This is a genomic window from Flavobacterium sp. GW821-FHT12A05, from assembly GCF_058807735.1.
This window is the reverse complement of sequence record NZ_JBXAQY010000001.1, coordinates 565,071-585,486: the sequence shown is the minus strand read 5'-3', so window position 1 is coordinate 585,486 and position 20,416 is coordinate 565,071. Positions and strand designations below refer to the sequence as shown.

General features: G+C 35.6%; 11 protein-coding genes. 7 read left to right on the top strand and 4 right to left on the bottom strand.

What is annotated here, in order from left to right; all coding sequences use genetic code 11:
* Positions 1-28: 28 nt before the first annotated feature.
* From AC1RRQ_RS02260 to AC1RRQ_RS02250, 3 genes are all read right to left on the bottom strand, one after another.
* A complete protein-coding gene (locus tag AC1RRQ_RS02260) occupies positions 29-1,402 on the bottom strand; it encodes a sugar MFS transporter (RefSeq protein ID WP_493021012.1) in 1,374 nt (457 codons plus the stop codon).
* A 171-nt stretch (positions 1,403-1,573) separates the two neighbouring features.
* On the bottom strand, positions 1,574-2,449 hold the full coding sequence (locus AC1RRQ_RS02255) for a sugar phosphate nucleotidyltransferase (protein ID WP_493021010.1): 876 nt from the start codon (positions 2,447-2,449) through the stop codon (positions 1,574-1,576).
* 11 nt (positions 2,450-2,460) lie between these two features.
* Complete coding sequence (locus AC1RRQ_RS02250) at positions 2,461-3,552, bottom strand: mevalonate kinase family protein (protein WP_493021008.1); 1,092 nt, start codon at positions 3,550-3,552, stop codon at positions 2,461-2,463.
* A 230-nt stretch (positions 3,553-3,782) separates the two neighbouring features.
* Between AC1RRQ_RS02250 and AC1RRQ_RS02245 the strand changes: the two genes are divergently transcribed.
* Entirely contained in the window at positions 3,783-4,820 is a 1,038-nt protein-coding gene (locus AC1RRQ_RS02245) for a LacI family DNA-binding transcriptional regulator (RefSeq protein ID WP_493021006.1), read from the top strand.
* Between the two features lie 694 nt (positions 4,821-5,514).
* On the opposite strand, the gene AC1RRQ_RS02240 is transcribed toward AC1RRQ_RS02245, so the two are convergent.
* Positions 5,515-6,159 carry a sugar-binding protein gene (locus AC1RRQ_RS02240; RefSeq protein ID WP_493021004.1) on the bottom strand — a complete coding sequence of 215 codons (645 nt, stop codon included), beginning with the start codon at positions 6,157-6,159 and terminating at the stop codon, positions 5,515-5,517.
* 711 nt (positions 6,160-6,870) lie between these two features.
* On the opposite strand from AC1RRQ_RS02240, the gene AC1RRQ_RS02235 reads away from it, so the two are divergent.
* The 6 genes from AC1RRQ_RS02235 (at position 6,871) to AC1RRQ_RS02210 (ending at position 20,401) form a co-directional block, all read left to right on the top strand.
* A complete protein-coding gene (locus AC1RRQ_RS02235; RefSeq protein WP_493021002.1) occupies positions 6,871-9,966 on the top strand; it encodes a SusC/RagA family TonB-linked outer membrane protein in 3,096 nt (1,031 codons plus the stop codon).
* Positions 9,967-10,001: 35 nt separating this feature from the next.
* Positions 10,002-11,513, top strand: coding sequence for a RagB/SusD family nutrient uptake outer membrane protein (locus AC1RRQ_RS02230; protein WP_493021000.1), 1,512 nt, complete (start codon positions 10,002-10,004; stop codon positions 11,511-11,513).
* Positions 11,514-11,607: 94 nt separating this feature from the next.
* On the top strand, positions 11,608-13,017 hold the full coding sequence (locus AC1RRQ_RS02225; RefSeq protein ID WP_493020998.1) for an aryl-sulfate sulfotransferase: 1,410 nt from the start codon (positions 11,608-11,610) through the stop codon (positions 13,015-13,017).
* Positions 13,018-13,088: 71 nt separating this feature from the next.
* Entirely contained in the window at positions 13,089-14,084 is a 996-nt protein-coding gene (locus tag AC1RRQ_RS02220) for a c-type cytochrome (RefSeq protein ID WP_493020996.1), read from the top strand.
* 42 nt (positions 14,085-14,126) lie between these two features.
* Positions 14,127-17,132 carry a glycoside hydrolase domain-containing protein gene (locus AC1RRQ_RS02215; protein WP_493020994.1) on the top strand — a complete coding sequence of 1,002 codons (3,006 nt, stop codon included), beginning with the start codon at positions 14,127-14,129 and terminating at the stop codon, positions 17,130-17,132.
* 173 nt (positions 17,133-17,305) lie between these two features.
* Positions 17,306-20,401: a DUF5107 domain-containing protein gene (locus tag AC1RRQ_RS02210; protein WP_493020992.1), complete on the top strand. Its 3,096-nt coding sequence runs from the start codon at positions 17,306-17,308 to the stop codon at positions 20,399-20,401.
* Positions 20,402-20,416 lie beyond the last annotated feature (15 nt).

Below are 20,416 nucleotides of genomic sequence, written 5' to 3'. Positions count from 1 at the left end.
ATAGTTTTTTTAATTTACTCTTTTCAAATTACCATTTTCGATATTTATGACCTTTAACTGCATAAAAAAGAATCATTAAATAAGATGGCAATAACATTAAATAGGCAATTTGATTGCCGCTTTTTGAAACTTCGTGCGTTCCTGCCGCTACATTTAATGTATTTATATGTTCTGTTATGAAGCCATAAAATAAAGGAAAAACAGCACCGCCAATAATTCCCATAATTAAAATGGCACTTCCTATTTTAGTATAACCGCCCAAATCCTCTAAAGCCATTGGCCAAATTGCCGGCCAGCAAAGTGCATTTGCCAAACCTAATAATGCTACTAAAAGAATTACTACGGGCAGATTTGGAATTCCCGGCAGCTGGATCATGATTTTTGGAGAAATCCATACAATCACCAAAACCAAAATGACACCTAAAATTCCTGAAGCTTTTAAGGCTGTTACCTGCGATACATATTTTGGAATCAGTGTAATTCCTAATACATACCCCACCACCATTGCCGACATAGTGAAAGAAGTTAATTTTAAATAAAAATTTCCTTCGCTTCCATATACTCCAAGCTGTTTTCCAAAGGCTCCAATAGAATCCCCGGCTAAAACTTCGGCAGACAGATACAACATTAAGGTTATCACTCCCAAAACAAGCTGCGGACGTCTAAAAGCATTTTTTATTTGTTTAAAAATGCTCAAATGCGCTACATTTCCTTCTTCATCTAAATCAATTTCCGGCAGCGGAGATAATTTTACCAATAGTGCTAAAACCGTAATAATCAATCCCATATAAAGGTAAGGTCTTTGCAATTGTAATGCAAGAATATTTAAGGCATTTGTTTTTGAAGCAGTATCCAAAAGGGCGATTTTATCTGCCGTAAAGTCCTGCATATTAGACAAAACCAATGCTGTCAATATCAAGGGAGCAACGAATCCCGCTACTTTATTTGCGATTCCTAATACACTGATTCGGGCAGCTGCACTTTCTCTGGGACCAATCACCACCACATACGGATTTGATGCTGTCTGAAGAATCGCCAAACCAGTTCCCATAACAAATAATGCGATCAGGAAAAATATAAAAGTGCGGCTTTCTGCAGCCGGATAAAACATAAAGGCACCTAATGCGATAATGAGCAGTCCTAATGAAATACCATTTTTATAACCTACTTTTTCAATGATCCACGATGACGGAACCGCCATTACAAAATAGGCAATATAAAAGGCAAAAGTCACAAAATAAGCCTGAGACGATGTAAGCTCACATGCTAATTGAAAAAAGGGAATTAAAGGTCCGTTGAGCCAGGTTACAAATCCAAGAATGAAAAACAATGCTGTTAAAATCATCATAGGAATAACAGTACTCTTTTTATCTACTTGTATGGCACTTTCAATGTTCGACATAATAATTGGGTTGATTTGGTTAATAGATTAGTTACTCAATCTAAAATGAAAATCAACACTTTTATATTATTTTGCGTTTTTTACGCAATTATTTGCGTTTTTTTTGCATTGCAAAAGTAATGTAATAAGTTACAATTTCCACTAATTTAGATATGAAATTTTTGTTAATTTTTAAAAATCCCAGTTTAGTACAGGATAATTTTTCTTCAGATATTCTTTTACATCGGCAATATCTTCCTTGGCGGTTAAGTCCGGAACATGCTCGGAAAATGGAATTCCGATAGTGGTATTTGGATTTTCTTTTACTGAATTTAAAAGTACGGTTGGCAGTTCTTTTTCGTCTCTTTCGGGGTTTACAGGACAGTTTTTAAGATGTGTGTACAACGTTTTTCCGGTAAATTTAAAAGCATTCATGCTTACTCTTATTTTTCCTTCTACATCTTTATAATGTTCTAAATCATCGGCTGTAGGCTTTTCCAAAATATCCAGCAATTGATTGTTTTGATCTAATTTAGCGATAGCAAAACGCGAAATTCTTTCTGATGGAAATTCCAAAGCATCGCGATCATAACTTATAAAAGCATTTGGACTTTCTGTTTCCCTCAACGCAAGCAAAGCTTCGGCAGAATATAAATTATCGCTGTTGCAAACAGAGTATTCCTGCGAGTTTAATTCCGGGAATTGTTCTACCGCCTGAAACAAAGCATCGGCTGTGCCAAAAGGTTTTACGCGTCCTTCGGGAATATACTGCACAGCAAATGAAATGCTGAGTCCGTAAAAATTATTATTTGTATTCTGGCTTCCGTAAAATTCCTTAAACAATTCTCCCTGCTCGCCTATAATTATATAAATGTTTTGATATCCGGCTTTTTTAGCATTCAATAAAAGATAATCTAATAGAGGTCTTCCGCTTGATCCAACACCTATTAAACCTTTGCTTCTTTCGTTGGCCTGAGCGATTTCTTCTTGAGATAAATTATCTAAAACAGCTTCTTTTTTCATGCGGGACGATGCGCCGCCAGCAAGAATAACTAAATTATTGTGCATACTCATTTTTTCTAAATTTCTAAATTTTCAATAATTCTTGCGCCCGGATCAACGCTTACGGCATACGCTTCTTCGGCTCCGGCTTTTAAAATGGCATCGATAACCAAATTTACTTTAGCAGGATCTGCAATAACCACAATACTGCCTCCTCCGCCCGATCCTACGATTTTAGCACCATAAGCTCCGGCACGCAAGGCCGCATTAATCATATCGTCGATTCTGGGAACGGTAATTTTGAGCAGGTCTCGCAAAACAGCATGATGATCGTTCATCAGTGAACCAATCTTTTTTAAATCCAGCGTTGGCTTTTCAAATTCTTTTAAAGCCTCTTTGGTATAATGGTAATTTTTTAGAGCTGCTTCAAAAAATGGAATTAACCGATCCGGAAGGCAGTTTCGGTACAAATCTAAATCTTCTATTTTTGAAGCATTTAGATCAAAATTGGGATAGTTTTGTTTCACGATATCAATTGCCATCAGCGCATTTCCTTTTAACTCCCCAATTAAACCAATAGTTTCTTTAGGAACGCCGGAAACTCCAGTTATGAGTCCGTTTAGTTCTGTGCCGATAATTTGATACGAAAAAGGATCTTTTGTATTGATGTACACAATATTTCCAACGCCAATGCTGAAATGATCCATCATACCGCCCGGTTCTCCATGTTCGAGAACTTCAGATTCGTATCCTATTTTAGCAATAAATTCAGGCGTAACTTCATTATCAACTCCAAAAGCAGTTATTAAAAAATAAATCCAGGCCATTAGCAAAGCTGACGAACTTGAAGTTCCGGAATTAATGGGAATATCTCCCACAATTGTAATATTATAACCTGTATTTGGCACACAGCCATATCGTCGAAGTACACGCAATGATGATGCGAAATAATCACGCGGTTCCAGCGTGTCGAAAACGGCATTAATATCGATCGTGCGGACTTCATTAATATCAATCATATTCAGCACAAACAAATTTGAGTCATTTTGCTTTGCAGTTAGTTTTATATTCCGATTTATAGCACAGGCAATAACAGGCAGCCCTAAATAATCCTGATGGTCTCCAAAAAGGCAGGTTCGGCCGGGAGCAAGCGAAGTAATTTTTTTCATTTAAAAAAGACTTTAAACCACTAAAATTCAATGAATTAAAATAGGCTTATGGTTAGATTTATTTTTTGGTATTTTTGGTTTTATTTCACGAAACTATATATTATATTTTTATAAAACAAGAAAAAACAATAAAATGTGCTCGAACACACTATAAAAATGTTCTCGAGCACACAATTGAAATCTTATAACTATTTTACCATAATTAAATCAAAGTTTCTATATTTGTTTATATGGAAAAAAAATATACAATTAAGGATATCGCAAATATGGCAGGAGTTTCTAAAGGAACTGTTGACAGAGTATTGCATAATAGAGGAAAGGTTTCTCCTACAGCTCTTGACAAAATAAACGAAGTTTTAAATGTCATCAACTACGAGCCCAACTTAATTGCGAGAAATTTAAAAAACAATAAGGTTTACCGTATTTGTGTTTTACTTCCCGATCCTGAAATTGATCCCTACTGGCTTCCGTGTGTAACCGGAATTCAGGATGCCATAAAAGAATTTAAGGCTTATAGCGTAGTTATTGAAACGCATTATTTTAATCCCGAAAGTACCAAATCGTTTTTAAGCACAAATGAAACGATCATCAAACAATCTCCGGATGCTGTTTTAATTGCGCCGCTTTTCCATAAAGAAACTTTAGAAATTGTAAAACAATACGATGAACTGGAGGTTATCGTCAATACGTTTAACAATCAGGTAGAATCGGCTTCGATAAAAAGTTTTGTCGGACAGGATTTACATAAAAGCGGACGCGTAGCAGCAAGTTTAATAAACCTGGTTTTAACTGAAGGCCAAATTGCCATAATCCATATCGATGAAAGCCTTAAAAACGCCGTGCACATGCAGGAAAAGGAAAAGGGTTTTAGAAATTATTTTGATGAAAAGAAACTTTCTAACTTCTCCTTAACCACCTTAAAACTAAAACATTCGAATATTGAGGCTAAGTTTTCGGCTTTCTTAGAAGAAAATCCAAACTTAAGCGGCATTTTTATTACGACTTCAAAAGCATATCAAATCGCTTCGCATTTAGATGCGCTTAAAAACAAGAAAATTGCCATTATTGGTTATGACTTAATAGAGAAAAATGTTAGTTATTTAAATCAGGGACTGGTACATTTTCTAATTCACCAAAATCAAAAAAGACAGGCTTATTTGGGCGTAAGTACTTTAGTAGAGCATTTTTTATTTGGAAAAGAAATTCAGGAAACTATTTTACTGCCAATTGATATTATCAATGCTGAAAATGCGGCATTTTATATCTAAAGGTGCTAAGGTTCTAAGATACTGAGGTGCTGAGTTTTTTTAGTGATTGTAAAATGACATGGCGCACAGATTGTGCGGGTTGAACGGGTTTTCGCAGGTATTATTTTTATCTGCTGAATAATTAAATTTTAACATATAGAGACATAGATTTAGCAATCTCAAAAAAGGCGTTTCACTTATTAAAACAAACATAGAGCTATGTGTTAGAAACTTGTTTCTTTTTGTATTCTTTTATACATACAAAAACCTATGTCTCTATGTGTTAAATCATTTTTTTATTTTTTGCGTATAAAAAATATTTTAATAAAACTCCGCGAAAACCCTTTTAATCAGTAAAATCCGCGGGCTAAAAAAATGGCTCACAGATTTAGCAGATTTGGCAGATTTACACAGAGATTTTTTTATTTTTTGCGCATAAAAAGACGCACTGCAGTGCGCCTCTACGATTATATCTTTAATAAAACTCTGCGTAAACCCGTTTAATCAGTAAAACCCGCGGGCTAAAAAAAATGGCTCGCAGATTTAGCAGATCTAGCAGATTTACACAGAGATTATTTTATTTTTTGCGCATAAAAAGACGCACTGCAGTGCGCCTCTACGATTATATCTTTAATAAAACTCCGCGAAAACCCTTTTAATCAGTAAAACCTGTGGGCAAAAACCTTTGTCCCTTTGTCCCTTAGAACCTTAGCACCTAAGAACCTTTGAAAAAAACTAATTTTCCAAAAGAAGATGCGATATGAAAATTTGGGGTTTCTGTATTTGGGTTTACCCATGAAATCCATGTGGGTTCATACGCTTGTTTTTCATTTTTAGAAAACTTAGCTCTGTAAATTCCCGTTTCAATACTGTTATTCTGAATTAGATTTAAATCCTTCAAAGACGAAATACTAATACGTCCTTCAACTCTAAAACCTTCTTCGTTTTTTGATTTTGTAAGTTCTAAATGCTCTTTGGGCCAGTTCCAGTTAAAATCAAAATTCCAGTCCGGATATGCTTCAAAGTCCATTAATCTGGTTTCAGAATCCATTTCTAAACAATAATATGGGCTGAGATTTTCATCTTTTCTAAAAAAAAGCTCTACCCTGTCCGAGTTTCCAATGCTGTCGATGCTGTCATCTTTTTTATCAATATATATTTCAGTATCAAAAACTTTAAATTGAAAATACAGATTTTCAAAATCCCAAAGTGCTCTAAATTCAATTTTAGAAAAAGAATTCTTTTTCCAGGGCGAACAAAAATCGGTTAAACAATTTGCTTTTTCCCAATCGGAAAAATCTAAAATCGCATTCGTTTTTTTTTGAGTTTTTTGGATTAAAATGACTTGATATTCTTTCACTTTTTTGAAATGCTAAATTTTGTTAATTTTTTATTTTTTGAAATTGAAAAACTACAATTCTAAATTTTGTTTTTGGGCTTTTTTAGAAGCTGCAAATTTACTTCAAAATCAGCGGATAAAAAGTGTGCATTTTTTTAAAGACACATTGTTATAAAAACTTCTTTTTTTATGATAAATAATCAATAAAAGAAACACAGCTAAATACTATTCATTTTATTCTATCATTGTATAATTAATAAGAATTTTCAAAATCTTTGCACATTATCTACTTAAACATTGATTTGATCAAAAAAATGCTCAAATTATAGTATCAGCGAATTTCCAAAATATTTTATAATAATCATAGCATTTTATATTAAAAAAAACGTTTTGCATAATTTTATGTGCTCGAGAACATAAATTTTGTGTGTTCGAGCACATTTTTCCTGTTTTTTCTTGTTTAATAAAAATATAATCAATAGTTTCGTCAGGAATTAATCTTAAAACTAAGTTAATAAAGCGATTTTTTTGATCGGTTTTTCATTAAAAAAACCAGAGAAATAACATCAAATAACCCATAAAATAAGATTAACGGCAGATGCTTGATTTGAAGAAAAAGAAACTCACTCTTAAAACCAAATAAACAATGAAGATCATTTTTTTAGTAAAAAAAGAAGTCTAAAACCTACAAACAAAAAAAGCAATTAAACATTAACCAAAACCTATTCAAGTATGAAATTATTAACCCAAAAAAAACCAAGGGATTTTCGGATTAACAATCTATCCAGTAAAGAAATCAAACTAACGATTCTTTCGTTATTAGTTTTTACATTTCACGCTTCGGCATCTTCATCAATAAACAACGCTGACAAAAACAATATTTCAATTTATTTTGAAAAAACAGTAAAAGGTACAGTAACAGATCAAAATGGTTTACCTCTTCCGGGCGCCAATGTAGTGGTAAAAGGCTCAACCAAAGGTGTTCAAACGGATGTTGACGGAAGTTTTGCCATTACTGTTGCCGATAACGTAACCAAACTTGTTGTGAGCTACATTGGTATGGAAGATCAGGAAGTTTCGGTTAGCAGTTCTCCTCTAAAAATTGTAATGAAAGAGGTAGGACAAAAATTAGAAGAAATTGTTATTGGATACGGAAAAGCGAAGAAAAAAGACCTTACCGGTTCTGTAAGTTCTATTGGAAAAGAAAACCTAAATCTTGGCGGAACTATTGCCAATGTTGGACAGGCACTTCAGGGACGTGCTTCGGGAGTTCAGGTACAGCAAAATAGTTATGCGCCCGGAAGTACTCCATCTGTAGTAATTAGAGGAGGAAACTCTATTAATACTTCTAATGCTCCTTTGTATGTTGTAGATGGATTTATTACCAGTACAGGTGCTTCTATCAGCCCAAATGACATCGAAAACATTCAAATTTTAAAAGATGCTTCTTCTACTGCTATTTATGGTGCAAGAGGAGGAAATGGTGTTATCATTATTACGACTAAAAAAGGAAAATCAGGAAAAATGCAGGTTGAGGCCGAAATCTCAGATGGTTTTCAAAATATCATTAAAGAACCGTCTTTACTAACAGGACAGCAATATGCTGATATTCAAAATGCAATTGCAAAAGAAAACGGAAGACCACCCGTTTTTCCGTCAAGTTTTCCTATTGCTAATACCAATTGGTTTGAAGCAGCGACTCGTCCGGGTGAGGTTTTAAACAGAACGATCACCTTTAGCGGAAGCGATAAAACATCTAAATTCTTTCTTTCAGGAAACTATTTAAAACAAACCGGATCAATCGAAAATACTGATTTTAAAAGGTATACAGTGAGAATGGGCGGTGAGAAAAGATTTAATGAAAGATTAAATATGGGTACCAACGTGTACGGCGCTGCAAGTGAAGGAAATAACAGCGATTTTGGAGATAATATTCTGTCACCAATGTTTTCTATACAAACCGCTATTCCTAGTATTCCAATTTACAATCCTGATGGTTCTTTCTATAAATACCAAGGAAAAGACAATGCTTTGGCACTTTTAGTAGAGCCAACTGACCACACTATTAACAGAGTCGTAAACGGTAATATGTTTTTAGATTATGAAATTATCAAAGGGCTTACTTACCATTTTGGTGCCGGTGCTGAATGGCAGGAAAATATTCAGGGAAAATATACTCCAAGTACTTTAGTGGCCGGAGCAGCCTTAAAAGGATCTGGATCTGAAGAAAACAAAACTTATTTTAGATGGAGTACAGAACAATATTTAACGTATAAATTCAATATAAAAGAACATTCTGTAAGTGCCATGATTGGAACTTCTAATCAAAAAGATACTTTTGAAAGAGTTAGAGCGGCCGGAACTGGTTTTTCTAATGACATATTAACGTATTATAAACTTGAAGCAGCAAAAGTTTATCTGAGACCGGAAACAGAAAAAACAGAAACCAAACTGACTTCCTACTTCGGAAGGTTAAATTATTCATTTAATGATAAATACTTAGCTTCTTTCACAATCAGAAAAGACGGTTCTTCTCGTTTTGGTCCAAACAATAAATTTGGTATTTTCCCTTCTGGGGCGATTGCCTGGAAGATGTCTAACGAATCGTTTATTCAAAATTTAAATACTTTTTCTGATCTTAAATTAAGAGTTAGTTACGGTATTACCGGAAATGACGGTATTGGAGATTATCAATACATGCCAAGATTAAAACCTTGGGGAGTTACCATTTCAGACGTTTTTGCCGGAGGTAATGAACCTGAAAATTTAGCAAACCCTGACTTAAAATGGGAAGAAACTGCGCAAACCGATATTGGTTTAGACATGGGATTCTTTAACGATAAACTTACGGCTACAATTGATGTGTACAAAAAAAGAACGACTGATGCTCTTTTAAACATTCCTGTTGGAGGATGGTGGGGATTTGGCACACAAAGAATTAACTCAGGTGTTATTGACAATCAAGGTATTGAATTAGGAATCAGCACTACCAATTTTAGAACAGATAAATTTACATGGACGACTTCATTAAACGTGGCTTACAATAAACAAAAAATTGTATCACTTGCTGATAATGTAAAAATCATCAGTACCAATACTTCTAATCCAAGCGGTACAGTTTCTGGTCAGGAATTTACGAGACTGGAACCAGGCCGAGAAATGGGCGTTTTATTTGGATATAAATATGCTGGAGTTATCAAAACGGGCGAAACTTATGCGGCTCAGCCTCTTTCTGTTCCAGGAGATCCAAAATATGAAGATGTTAACGGAGATGGTAAAATCACAGCTGATGACAGAACGTATTTAGGAAATTCTACTCCTCATTACACTGCTGGTTTTAATAACGATTTTAAATACGGAAATTTCGATTTAAATATCTTCTTCCAGGGCGCTTTTGATTATTCTGTTTACAACATGACCAAAATGGTAGGCGAATCTACAACAAGTACAGATGCATTAAACCGCTGGGTGGCTGGTACAAATGAAAATACCAACATTCCAAGAGACGGTTACTACAAAAGCACTTACGGAAGTTATGTAAACTCAAAATTTGTTGAAGAAGCCTCTTACCTGCGTTTAAAAAATGTTTCTATTGGATACTCTATTCCGGAAAGCGTTTTAAAAACAGCTAAATTCATAGACAGCATCAGGTTATATGCTATTGGTCAAAACTTACTGACAATTACGAATTATTCTGGAAATGATCCTGAGGTAAACGGACATTACACTACCGATGCGACAAAACAAAACTTAGGCGGTGGAATTGATTTTAATTCATTCCCGGCTTCAAGAACGTTTATCTTAGGTATCAAGGTTGCCATTCACTAGTCTAACGTTTTTTAGTAACATTTAAATTTATTAAAATGAAAAAATATACAATTCTATTACTCTTACTTACCGCTGGTGCACAGTTTTCGTGCAATCAGGATCTTGATCCTACGGTGTATAGTAATTTGACCAATACCAACGGATTTCAAACCAAGTCAGATGCCATCGCTTCTATCAATTCAATTTACGGAAGATTAAAAGGCCCGTCTGTTGGAGATAACTTTTCTTATTGGGCAACAAGACACTTCGCCTTAACAGATATTGCTACAGATCTTGGACATTGCCAATATGGCGGCGATCCGGGACAATTATCTCTGGGAACCTGGAATTCCAGCAACGGTTTGCTTCTTGAAGATTGGAATGCGATGTACAAATTGATTGCCAATGCCAATTTTTCGATTTTCAATATTGCAAAAATGGGCGGTATTTCAAGTGCCGAAAAAGCGCAGTTTATAGCCGAAGCTAAATTCTTAAGAGCTTCTTCTTATATGGATTTAACAGATGCCTGGGGACCTGTCATTTTAATAACAGAAGCTAATTTAGAAAATCCGAAATATTTAGAGCAGACTCCGCCTTCATCTGTTGAAGAAATTGATGCGTTTATGATCAAAGAACTAACAGAAGCTGCAGATGTTTTACCGGTTAATTACAAACAAAATCCAATTTATGAAACTAATGATGTAGCACGTGCTACAAAAGGTGCAGCGCTTACTTTATTAGCAAAACTATACCTGCGCAGACACGACTGGCAAAAAGTAGCTGCACTTACGCAGCAAGTAATGAACTTAGGCGAATACAGCCTTTACCCTACTTACCTTGGTTTATTTAAAGAAAGTAATAAATGGTGCAGTGAAAATATCTTTTCGTCTTTAAGTGACGCCAATGTAAACGGAACAGAATTATTAAATCACTTTGGTCCTATCGATCATCCTGTTGTAGAAAACAGATGGCAGTATTATACTGTAAACTGGGATTTCTACAACACTTTTGGAGACGAAGACGAAAGAAAACAATGTTTCTTCCCGGAATTTATGGGTACTGACAAATTATTGCACAAACAAGCTCCGTCATTAGGTGCTGAACCGCCTGCAGGTGTATTTTATATGCCAGACGTTTCTACCAGAAAATATGCCGATGATGAAACTACGACCTATTACGATGGTCATAGTGTAAACATCCTTCGTTATGCCGATGTATTATTAAGCAGAGCCGAAGCCTTAAACGAAATAAGCGGTCCAACCAGTGAAGCTATCGGGTTGATCAATCAGGTCAAAGGAAGATCACACGCCAAACTTCTGGTTTTAGGAGAACATACTCAGGCTAGTTTAAGAGATGCTATTTTGCAAGAAAGAGGATGGGAACTTTTCTACGAAGGAAAGCGTCGTCAGGATTTAATTAGAATGAACAAATATGATGTTCTGGTAAACGCTTATCATCTTAGAGTTGGAGAAGCTGCACTTATAAAAATGCCGCAAAATAAGTATTACACTTATCCGCAGAGTCAGGTAAACCTTAATCCAAATTTAAGCAACGCCGACAGACAATAAAAGTATTACAATCAGGAACAGGCAATTTTAAAACGTCTGTTCCTGATTATATTCAAAACAAGTATTTTTCTGTTTCATTAAAGATAGCTTTCAAATGATCAAAAAATTAATTTTAAAAGGGAGTTTTATTTTAGTATTTCTTGCTTTGGCAGGTTGTTCTAAAAAACAGGTTCGTATTACAAATATCAATATTGGGACTCATGGCAACAACGAATTGAAAATTCAGCTCGATGTTACCACGAATGAAAATGCACAGGTATATGCTGTCTATTGGGCTGACAAAAACGGAACAAAAAATAAAATAACTTCTCCCATTTCAAAAACAGGTCTCTCCCATTCTTTGGTACTCTGCAACATAACTCCCGAAACGAATTATAGTTTTCAATTGATTACCGTAAATGGCAAAGAAAAAGATTCAAGCAAAGTCTATACTTTTAAATCCAGAAAATTACCAGAATGGCTTCAAAATCAGTTTAAGGCAAATTGTCCAAAACCGGAACTTCTGCCGCAAAACTTCAAAAAAGGTTTTATGCTTTTGGCCAAAAGAGAAACTCCCGGAACGGCTTATATAGTAGATTACAAAGGAAACTTAAGATGGTATCATACCGTTGAAGGAAAAGGTTTTAAAGTAACCCATTTTACTAAAGACCAAACGATTTTGTCTATTCTTGGAAAAAATGACGAACCTACAAGTTACGGAAGCGAAATTCTGGAAATCAACCTTCAGGGCGATACTTTAACTCATATTAAAAAAGGACAAGGCGATTTAAAACAAGTCATCCACCATGAAATTATAAAAAAATCAACCAATGAAATTGTTACTTTATTTGTTGATGTAAAAATAACCGATCTAACTTCTATTGGAGGAAAAAAGAAAGATACTATCAACGGAGACGGGATTTTGATTTTGGATAAAAAAGGAAAACAAATCTGGAAATGGAGTGTTTTTGACGATTTAGATCCAATGAAAGACAAAGCACTTTTAAAAACCAAAAAAGACTGGATGCATGCCAACAGCCTTAATTATGATAAAGACGGAAATTTTCTAATCTCTTTTTATAACAACGGCCAGATTTGGAAAATCGATTCTAAAACCGGAAAAGTAATCTGGAAATTAGGAAAAGGAGGTACTTTTAAAATGGATGCCAATATTGATTTTACTCAGGCGCATGCTGCACACATTAATGAGGAAGGAAGTTTAATGTTTTTTGATAATGGTGTAGACAAAAAACAATCATCGGTTTTTGCCTTAAAAGTAAACGAAAAAGCAAACACCGTAAATCTGGATTTCCAGACAAAATTACCAAAGGATATTTATAATGACAGAATGGGAAGCGCTTATATGATCGACAAAGATGCCATATTATGCTGCTGTTCTAAAAGACATATAACGGTTTTAACCAACAGAAAAGGAGTTTTGCTTTGGGCTTTAGAATCTGAAATTCCGCCGTATCGCACTCAGTTTATTCCCGAAGAAAAAGTAAAACCCTTTCTTTTAAATTAGAAAGTAACGCTCCTGCAAGGTTTTGCAAACCTTGTAGGTATAATTATACCATCAGATTAAAAATTTACAACATGAAAAAAATAATTCTTATTGGTCTATTTTCAGCATTGCCAATGGTTGTTTTCAATTCCTGCACCAAATCTAATTCTCAAACTTTAACAGCAAAAACTGCTGATGAAGAAGAGGAAGGTTACATTACCATTGATACTTCACAAATTCCAGACGATCAATTTGGTGAATCGGTTCGTTATGGACGAGAATTGATGCTGAAAACGGCTTATTATATTGGCCCAAACGGAATCAACGGAAAATATTTAGGCAATAAAATGAATTGTACCAACTGTCATCAGGATGCCGGTACAAAAGCTCACGCTTTCAATTTAATGTCCTCACACGATAATTATCCGCAATACCGCGGACGCGAAAATAAAGTCTTAACACTTGCTGAACGTGTTAACAACTGCATTATGAGACCTCACTCCGGCAAACCCCTTCCGCTTGACGGAAAAGAAATGGTGGCTTTTTTATCTTATTTTAAATGGATAAGCAAGTTTGTGCCAAAAGACGGTAATTTTAAAGGAGCAAAAAATTTAGAAATAGAATTCCCAGATGTTGCTGCAAGCCCGGAAAGAGGAAAAACACTTTTCATAGAAAATTGTGCACGCTGTCACGGAAATGACGGAGAAGGACAATACAACGCCGATAAATCGGGTTACACCTATCCGCCGCTTTGGGGACAATATGGCTACCAGCCAGGTTCAAGCATGCACAGAGTTATCAAACAGGCACAATGGTTAAAAAACAATATGCCGTATGACAAAGTAACTCCGGGCAAACCTTATCTTACAGACAAAGAAGCACTTGATATTGCAGCTTATGTAAACGACGATGCCATTCACACCAGACCCAATCCTAAAACATTCGATTATCCAAACAAAATGGGCAAACCAATCGATTATGCGCACAGTCCGTTTAGTGATAATTTTTCTGAAGAACAGCACAAATATGGCCCATATAAACCTATTATTGCATATTGGAAGAAAAATGGATGGAAAGCCGTTTACTAAATTTCAAACTAACTACACCCTTTTAACTTGAACATACAACAAATGAAACTAAACCTAAAAAACACAAAAATCTTAAATAGAATCTTGATCATGTGTCTTTTCATGATCAGTATTCCAATTACGGCACAAATAAAATACGCAGACGGAAACGACAGCTGGAATCCTAATTTACTAGGAAATCATCGTGCTGTTATTCTTTTTTCGGGAACAGGAAATACAGCAAAAGCGACTATCGAATGGCGAAGAAGAGATGAAAATCCGCAGTTGAAAAAAATTATTGTTCAAGATGCATCAGGCAAGGAAGTTTTAAATTTAAAAACAGAAAATATTAACCGCGAAAACGGTACCATTATCTTCGAACCAATTTCGGGCAAAGGAACTTATTATGTGTATTACATGCCGTATATTGACGAAGGCGATGCCAATTATCCTAAAGGAATTTACGCAAAACCAGAAAATAAAGCCGACGCGCAATGGCTTTCTAAAATAAAAACAGACCTAAAAGACAATTGCACCGTAACCGAAATCGAAAGTGTAAATACTTTCAATAGTTTCTACCCGATGGAAGTAATTGCAACGGCAGCAGAAACAAAAGATATTATCGCAAAAAATAGCGGCAGTTCTTTTTTGGTTTTCCCGGAAGACAGAGAACATTCTATCAAAATGAAAACCGATTTACCACAAAGATGGATTCAGAAAGGCGCTCAAAACACTTTTTCTGATACCGCAAAGAAAGGTGAATATTTAGCTTTTCAATTAGGAGTTTACGCCCTTGAAGATTTAAAAAATGTAAAAGTATCTTTTACCAATTTAGTAAGCACAAACGGAGCAACTATTGAGGGTAAAGATATCAGCTGTATTAATACTGACGGAACAAAATATGATGGTACTCCTTTTACCAATACCGTTTCCGTATCAAAAGGAAAAATTCAGGCCATGTGGTGCGGCATCGATGTACCACAGACTGCAGCAACGGGAACATACAGCGGAAAAGCAACTGTTATTGCTGACGGAAAATCGAAAGAAATCACACTTCAAATAACCGTTTCAAACGAAGTAACTAAAAACGGCGGTATCGACAGTCCGGAAAAAATGACGCGTTTAAAATGGTTAAACTCAACTTTAGCACAGGAAAATACCGTTATTCCGCCTTATACACCATTAACTGTAAAAGATACTGAAATCTCTTTATTAGGGAGAAAATTGACTTTGGCTCCAAATGGATTTCCGGCACAAATTCAGACGTTCTTTACGCCGGAAATGACATCGGTTACAACAAAACCAAATGATATTTTAAGTTCTCCTATTGCATTTCATTTTAAAGATGCGTCAGGAAAAGAAACTTTGCAATGGAAAAATAACGGTTTAAAATTTACTAAAAAAGAAGCCGGAACAGTTTCTTGGGAAAGCACTTCGACTTCACAATCGGTACAAATGGATGTAAACGCTTCTGTTGAATTTGATGGTTTTGTACATTATACTGTAAAAGTTATAGCTCTTGAAGATGCTTCTTTCAGCGATATTAATTTTGAATTGCCTATGCAGCCTGCATCTGCAAAATACATGATGGGATTGGGTCAAAAAGGAGGCGATCGTCCTGCTTCTTTTGACTGGAAATGGGATGTAGCGCATAAAAACCAAGATGGTGCCTGGATTGGCGCTGTAAACTCCGGATTGCAGTTTTCTTTAAGAGACGAAAAATACAGCCGTCCGTTAAATACGAATTTCTATTTACAAAAACCATTGTTATTGCCAGCTTCTTGGGGTAACGAAAATAAAGGTGGAATTACCATAACGCCAAATCCAAAATCAGTTTTAGTAAACGCTTACAGTGGTGCCAGAACAATTAAAAAAGGTGATGTTTTGTATTATAATTTCAACTTGTTAATTACTCCATTCCACAGCATAAATACTGATTTTCAATGGGACAGTAAATTTTATCACAAATACAGTCCAATCGATTCTATTGCTAAAACTGGGGCAACGGTAATTAATATTCACCACGCAAACGCGATTAATCCTTATATCAATTATCCTTTTATTGAATTTAAAAAGATGAAAACCTATATCGATGAGGCACATGAAAAAGGATTAAAAGTAAAAATTTACAATACCGTAAGAGAGGTTTCGAACAAAGCTTATGAAACTTTCGCTTTAAGAAGTTTAGGACACGAAATTTATTCTCCGGGAAAAGGAGGAGGATTCTCCTGGCTGCAAGAACACGTTGGCGACGATTATATCGCGGCTTGGTTTGTACCTGAAATTAAAGATGCGGCAATTGTAAACAGCGGTATGAACCGTTGGCATAATTATTACGTTGAAGGAATGAACTGGTTAACTCAAAACGTAGGTATAGACGGAATTTATCTCGATGATGTAGCTTTTGACAGAATCACGATGAAACGTATTAAAAGAGTTTTAACTCAGGACAATCACCCGGGAATTATCGATTTGCACAGCGCGAATCAGTACAATAAAAGTGATGGATTTAATAATAGTGCCAATTTATACATGGAACACTTTCCGTACATCAACAAATTATGGTTTGGAGAATATTTTGATTACGAAAAAAATCAGCCTGATTTTTTCTTAACCGAAGTAAGTGGAATCCCGTTTGGATTAATGGGAGAAATGCTTCAGGATGGCGGAAATCCGTGGAGAGGAATGGTTTACGGAATGACAAACAGACTTCCGTGGAGCAATAATGCCGATCCAAGAAACATTTGGAAATTGTGGGATACTTTCGGAATTAAAGGTTCTGAAATGATTGGATACTGGAGCGAAAACTGTCCGGTAAAAACCAACAACGAAAAAGTTCTGGCAACAGTTTACAAAAAGAACGGAACAGCTTTAATCTCGATTGCAAGCTGGGCTGATACTGATGTAAATGTAAAACTGAACATCGACTGGAAAAAACTAGGAATTAATCCATCAAAAGCAACTATTACAGCACCCGAAATTATAAATTTCCAACCAGCAAAAACCTTTACAGCAAAAGATGAAATTCCGGTTTCAAAAGGAAAAGGCTGGCTGTTGATTGTTAAGTAACATTGCTACACCGTCTCGTTTGTCTTTGCGAGGAACGAAGCAATCTCATTTGCTAAATCAAACTTTGCGTCTTATTGTTAGTGAGATTGCTTCGTTCCTCGCAATGACAAAATACAGGAAAACAACCTAATTATCAGGCAAAAAAATAACCACAAATTAACCAGCTCTCCATCATGAAATTTAGACCATTACTATCCCTTTTGCTCTTTGGAAGCCTCTTTGTCACAGGACAAAATAAACCCACTATAAAAGAATACAAAAAAATATTCACCACCTACCCTTTTTCAGATCCCGATCCAATTCCGAAACCGGATACCAAGTTTTATCCGTATTTCCGTTTTGATGGTTTTACCGATAAACCCGTTCAGAAAGAATGGAAAGTTATTGAAATAGAAAACGATTATATCAAACTGATGATTCTGCCGGAAATAGGCGGAAAAGTCTGGTCGGCTATAGAAAAATCAACCGGAAAAGACTTTGTTTACAACAATCACGTCATCAAATTTAGAGACATTGCGATGCGCGGTCCGTGGACAAGCGGCGGTGTCGAAGGAAATTATGGAATCATCGGTCACACTCCAAACTGTGCCACCCCTGTAGATTATACGATTATAAACCGAGAAGACGGGAGCATAAGCTGTGTAATTGGCGTTTTAGATTTACTAACCAGAACATCGTGGAAACTGGATATCAATGTACCAAAAGACAAAGCTTATTTTACAACAAACTCCTTTTGGTTCAATTCAACGGAATTAGAACAGCCCTATTATACGTGGATGAATACCGGAATTAAAGCCGCAGGAAATCTGCAGTTTATCTATCCGGGACAAACTTACATTGGCCACAATGGCGATTTTCATTCCTGGCCAATAGACAAAGAAAATGGTAAAGATTTATCGTTTTACAAAAACAACGATTTTGGCGGTTACAAATCGTATCATGTCTTTGGGAAATACAATGATTTCTTTGGAGGATATTGGCATGACGAAGATTTTGGAATGGGAAGATATGGAAACCACGACGACAAACCAGGGAAAAAAATCTGGATTTGGGGATTGTCGCAGCAAGGTATGATTTGGGAAAAATTATTAACCGATACTGACGGACAATATGTAGAAGTACAAAGCGGCAGATTGTTTAATCAGGCGAGCGAAAGCAGCAGTTTAACCCCTTTTAAACAGCGCTCTTTTGCACCTTACCAAACAGATTCATGGACCGAATATTGGTTTCCGGTAAAAGAAACCAAAGGTTTTGTAAAAGCAAACAATTATGGTTCTGTCAATGTTAAAAACGAAAACGGCTGGCTGAAAATTTATTTTTCTCCGCTTCAAAACTTAAATGAAAAAATTGAAGTTTTTGAAGGCGATAAAAAAATCTATTCTAAAGATATTGCCGTTAAAACTTTAGAAATATTCAAAGATTCTGTTCGCACAGCTGTCGATCAAAATAAAATACGATTAACTATTGGCGAAAATAAATTAGTCTGGAACGCAGCTCCCGAAGATGGAAATATAGCACGCCCGGTAGAACTTCCAAAAGATTTCGATCACAATTCGGTTTACGGATTATATCTGCAGGGTAAAAATTACATCAGTTTTAAAGATTATATTTTAGCCGAAGAAAAACTGAATGCCTGTCTGCAAAAAGATCCAAACTTTGCTCCTGCCCTTTCTGATCTTGCTCAATTACAAATAAGAAAGTTTCAGTATAAAGAAGCCATTGCAACAGCAGAAAAAGCATTAGCAATAAATACTTACGATCCTGCGGCCAATTATTACTATGCTTTGGCAAATCTTCATTTAGGAAAAAGTACAGATGCCAAAGACGGTTTTGATATCGCCGCAGCAAGTGTCGAATTTCGCAGTCCGGCTTACACAGCCTTAAGCAAAATTTATTTTACCGAAAATGATCTGGCAAAAGCAGCAGAATATGCCGAAAAAAGTCTCACATACAATCAAAACAATTTAGAAGGTTTACAGCTTTTGGCTGTGATTTACCGTTTGCAAAGTAATTCTGCTAAAGCAAATGAAATGCTAAATAAAATCAATCTCGTTGATCCTTTAAATCATTTTGCTGGTTTTGAAAAATTCCTTTCGGAAAAATCAGAAACATCAAAATCGCATTTCACCTCGACAATTCAAAACGAAATGCCGGAGCAAACGTATTTAGAACTAGGAATATGGTATCAGCATCTGGGCCGTAAAGACGAAGCTTTAAAAGTCTTTGCTTTGGCGGCTCCAAGTGCTGAAATTATATATTGGCAGTCCTTTTTAGAAAACAAGCCAGCAGACATCAGCAAAATTAAGCCCGGAACAAGTTTTCCTTTCCGTCCGGAAACCGCTGCTATTCTGGAGCGTTTAATTCAGAAAAATGAACAATATCAGCTAAAATATCATTTAGGATTAATTGAATGGAATCGTAACAACATTTCAAAAGCAAAAGAATTGTTCCTGCAATGCGGTACAAAACCTGTTGATCCTGCATTTTACGCATCAAAAGCTTCTTTATTTAAAGATGATTCACAAGTTGTAATTACAAGTCTGCAGCAAGCCATTAAATTAGACAATCAAAGCTGGAGATATCCAAAACTATTAGCAGAGCACTACATTGCTCAAAAACAATTTGATAAAGCACTTGCTATTACAGAACCGTTTTACAAAAAACATCAGGAAAATTACCTTATCGGGATGTTGTATGCCAAAACTTTGCTGCTTAATAAAAAATACAAAGAAGCCGATACCTTTTTAACCAAACTGGAAATTCTTCCGTTTGAAGGCGCAACTGCCGGAAGACAATTGTATCACGAAGCCAAACTGATGCAGGCTTTGGCAGAAATGAAAAACAAACAGTACAAAAAAGCATTACAATTTATTGCCGACGCCAAACTGTTTCCTGAAAATTTAGGCGTAGGAAAACCATACGAAGAAGATATCGACGAAAGATTAGAAAATTGGTTAGATTATCAATGTTATACCAATTTAGGCAGTAAAGAAACGGCAGATAAATCGCTGCAAAAAATCGTGGCATTTAATCCAAAAGTAGACAATACAGTAATGAACTTTCTGCCGGCAAATCAATTGGTTTCGGCTTGGGCGATAGAAAAAACTTCTTCGGCACAAGAAGCAGAAAAATGGCTTAAAACTCAGGCCAATTTATATCCGGCAAATAAAATAGTGCAGTGGACTTTATTGTCTTACACCAAAAAACAATCGAATATTTTAAGTGAAGATGAAAAAGACGGTGAAGTTAGAATCATCGAAAAACTATAAAGAACTTTCTAAAAC

Excerpts from the sequence above, each read along its gene's own strand:
- AC1RRQ_RS02230 (WP_493021000.1), top strand. The coding sequence starts at position 10,002 with ATGAAAAAATATACAATTCTATTACTCTTACTTACCGCTGGTGCACAG.
- AC1RRQ_RS02225 (WP_493020998.1), top strand. The coding sequence starts at position 11,608 with ATGATCAAAAAATTAATTTTAAAAGGGAGTTTTATTTTAGTATTTCTT.
- AC1RRQ_RS02245 (WP_493021006.1), top strand. The coding sequence starts at position 3,783 with ATGGAAAAAAAATATACAATTAAGGATATCGCAAATATGGCAGGAGTT.
- AC1RRQ_RS02235 (WP_493021002.1), top strand. The coding sequence starts at position 6,871 with ATGAAATTATTAACCCAAAAAAAACCAAGGGATTTTCGGATTAACAAT.
- AC1RRQ_RS02250 (WP_493021008.1), bottom strand. The coding sequence starts at position 3,552 with ATGAAAAAAATTACTTCGCTTGCTCCCGGCCGAACCTGCCTTTTTGGA.
- AC1RRQ_RS02255 (WP_493021010.1), bottom strand. The coding sequence starts at position 2,449 with ATGCACAATAATTTAGTTATTCTTGCTGGCGGCGCATCGTCCCGCATG.
- AC1RRQ_RS02260 (WP_493021012.1), bottom strand. The coding sequence starts at position 1,402 with ATGTCGAACATTGAAAGTGCCATACAAGTAGATAAAAAGAGTACTGTT.
- AC1RRQ_RS02210 (WP_493020992.1), top strand. The coding sequence starts at position 17,306 with ATGAAATTTAGACCATTACTATCCCTTTTGCTCTTTGGAAGCCTCTTT.
- AC1RRQ_RS02220 (WP_493020996.1), top strand. The coding sequence starts at position 13,089 with ATGAAAAAAATAATTCTTATTGGTCTATTTTCAGCATTGCCAATGGTT.
- AC1RRQ_RS02215 (WP_493020994.1), top strand. The coding sequence starts at position 14,127 with ATGAAACTAAACCTAAAAAACACAAAAATCTTAAATAGAATCTTGATC.